The 2,185-nt window shown below is 75.2% G+C and carries 1 protein-coding gene and 1 pseudogene; one reads left to right on the forward strand and one right to left on the reverse strand.

The window, feature by feature from the left end:
• Nucleotides 1–343: 343 nt before the first annotated feature.
• Nucleotides 344–1,657 (reverse strand): sodium:proton antiporter, encoded by a 1,314-nt coding sequence (locus B7767_RS37285; protein WP_085575866.1) that lies wholly within the window; start codon nucleotides 1,655–1,657, stop codon nucleotides 344–346.
• Between the two features lie 327 nt (nucleotides 1,658–1,984).
• Between B7767_RS37285 and B7767_RS46895 the strand changes: the two are divergent.
• Nucleotides 1,985–2,185 (forward strand): annotated as a pseudogene (locus B7767_RS46895) (hypothetical protein); the annotation flags it as partial.

Consider the following 2,185-nt stretch of genomic DNA (forward strand, 5'->3'; position numbering starts at 1 on the left):
CCGGCACGGGTGTCCGGCCTCCCGTCCCGGCCCCGTGGCCTGCCGGGACGGCTCGGCGCCGGTACGCCGTCGCTGTGCGGGGAGTTCCTTCGGCGCGCTCGGACCCGTGACGGTGCGGGCCACGCGCGGCGACCGTCCCGGTGAGGGGAACCGCGGCGCCTGCTCCGGGGGCGGGTGCGCCGGAGCGGGTTCGCCGCCAGGTCCGTGAGGGCGTGACGGCGGACGGCGGTGGCCCGTGCCTCGTGCCGGGTGCCGGTCGGTGCCGAGGGCGTGGGACCTTCCGGAGCGCTGCTCCGGGAGACGGCCCGGGACGGGAGCCCCCTTCCGCCGAGGAAAGGGGTCGTCAGAGGCGTTCGCCCGCCACCTCGTCCTCGTCCGGATCCGGTTTCGTACCGCCCGCCCGCGCCCGGTGGGCCCGCAGCCGGTCGAGGCGCGAGATGACGGGGGTGGCACTCACCCCGTGCAGCACGACGGACGCCAGCACCGTGAAGGTCACCACCGCCCACAACTGCTCGGCCGGGACGCCGAAACCGGGGGTGCCGAGCGCGTGGGCCAGGTAGAACAGCGAGCCGATGCCGCGGATCCCGAAGAAGGCGATCACCACCCGCTCCCGCGGCCCGGCGGACGTACCGAACTGGGCGGCCCACGCCGTCAGCGGCCGGACCGCCGACAGCAGCAGCAGACCCACGGCCGCCCCCTGCCAGGTCAGCGACGCCAGACCGCCCTGCGCGACGAACACACCGAGCAGGAACAGCAGTACGGCGGTCAGCAGCCGCTCCACCTGCTCCACGAAATCGTGCAGCACCCGGTGATAGCCGTGGGCGCGCTCCGCCCGGCGGATCCGGCAGGCGGTGACGAACACGGCCACGAAGCCGTAGCCGTGCAGCAGCTCCGTCGCCCCGTAGGCGAGGAACGTGGCGCCGATGGCTACGAACCCCTCCCGGTGCTCGGACAGCCGCATCGCCCGCCGGCCCGCCCGGAAGAACAGCCACCCGAGCAGCGCGCCGACGGCGATCCCCGCGGACACGCCCACCACGCACTTGTACAGCACCTCGACCAGCGCCCAGTGGGCGATCCCGTCACCGGTGGGACGTCCGCCCGCGGCGGCGAGCGCGACGGCCGCCATGACGAAGGGGAAGGCGAGGCCGTCGTTCAGCCCGGCCTCGCTGGTCAGCGTGAAGCGCACCTCGTCCTCGTCGTGCTCGGAGTCGGTGGGCGCGCCCACCCGCACCTCCGAGGCGAGCACCGGATCGGTCGGCGCCAGCACGGCCGCCAGCAGCAGCGCGGCGACCGGCGGCCAGTCGAGCAGGCCCCAGGCCAGGAGGCCCACGGCGGCGATGGTCAACGGCATGGTGACGCCCAGCTGCCGCCAGGTGCCCTGCCAGCGCCGGCGGCCGAACGGCCGGTTCAGGGCGAGACCGGCGCCCATGAGGGAGACGATCACGCAGATCTCGGTGACGTGCTCCACCCATGTCCGGTCCGCCACCGGGTCGATCTCGGGCAGGGACAGGGGCACGGGCAGCAATTGGAGGGCGATTCCGCAGACGAGGAACACCAGCGGCAACGACAACGGTCTGCGGGCCACCAGCCGGGGCAGCACGGCCGCGCCGAGGGCACCGGCCCCGAGCAGGGTGAAGAGGTAGTCAGGGGAAGTCACCGGTCACAGGTGCCCGGAGCGGGCCGGGGGTACGCCACGGCTCCGGCCCGGACATCATCCCGGCGGCGGAAGCCCGCCCGAACGGACGGACGGGTGCGGTCCTCGCCGCCCGCCGGCACGCGTACTCCGGCGTGAAGGGCGGAGCCCGTGAAGGACACCGCTGCCGGTGCGCGCCGAGTGCGCCGCCTCGCGACGCGGAGGACTTGACGGAGCGGGACGTGCTCGGCGCTACTGGAAGACGTGCCGGGCGCACACGCGTCGGGGGGCCCGCCCGGCGCCGACCCGGTGCATCCACCCCCCGCCGGACGCATGCCGAAGGGGTGACCGGTGCGGTCTCGACGGGCGGCGGCAGCAGTCGTACTGCTGGCCTCGATGCTGTTCTGGACCCTGTGCTCCCCGGCGCCGGCGGCGGACCGGCCCGTCCCGGCGCACCCCGCCGCACAGCAGCACGGTCCGGCCGAGACGGTTCCCGGGACCGTCGACGTGCCCGAGGCCGTCGGCACGCCCTTGCCCGGCGAGGGCCACGCC

The organism is Streptomyces sp. 13-12-16, assembly GCF_002114215.1.
In the GTDB taxonomy this organism is placed as follows: domain Bacteria; phylum Actinomycetota; class Actinomycetes; order Streptomycetales; family Streptomycetaceae; genus Streptomyces.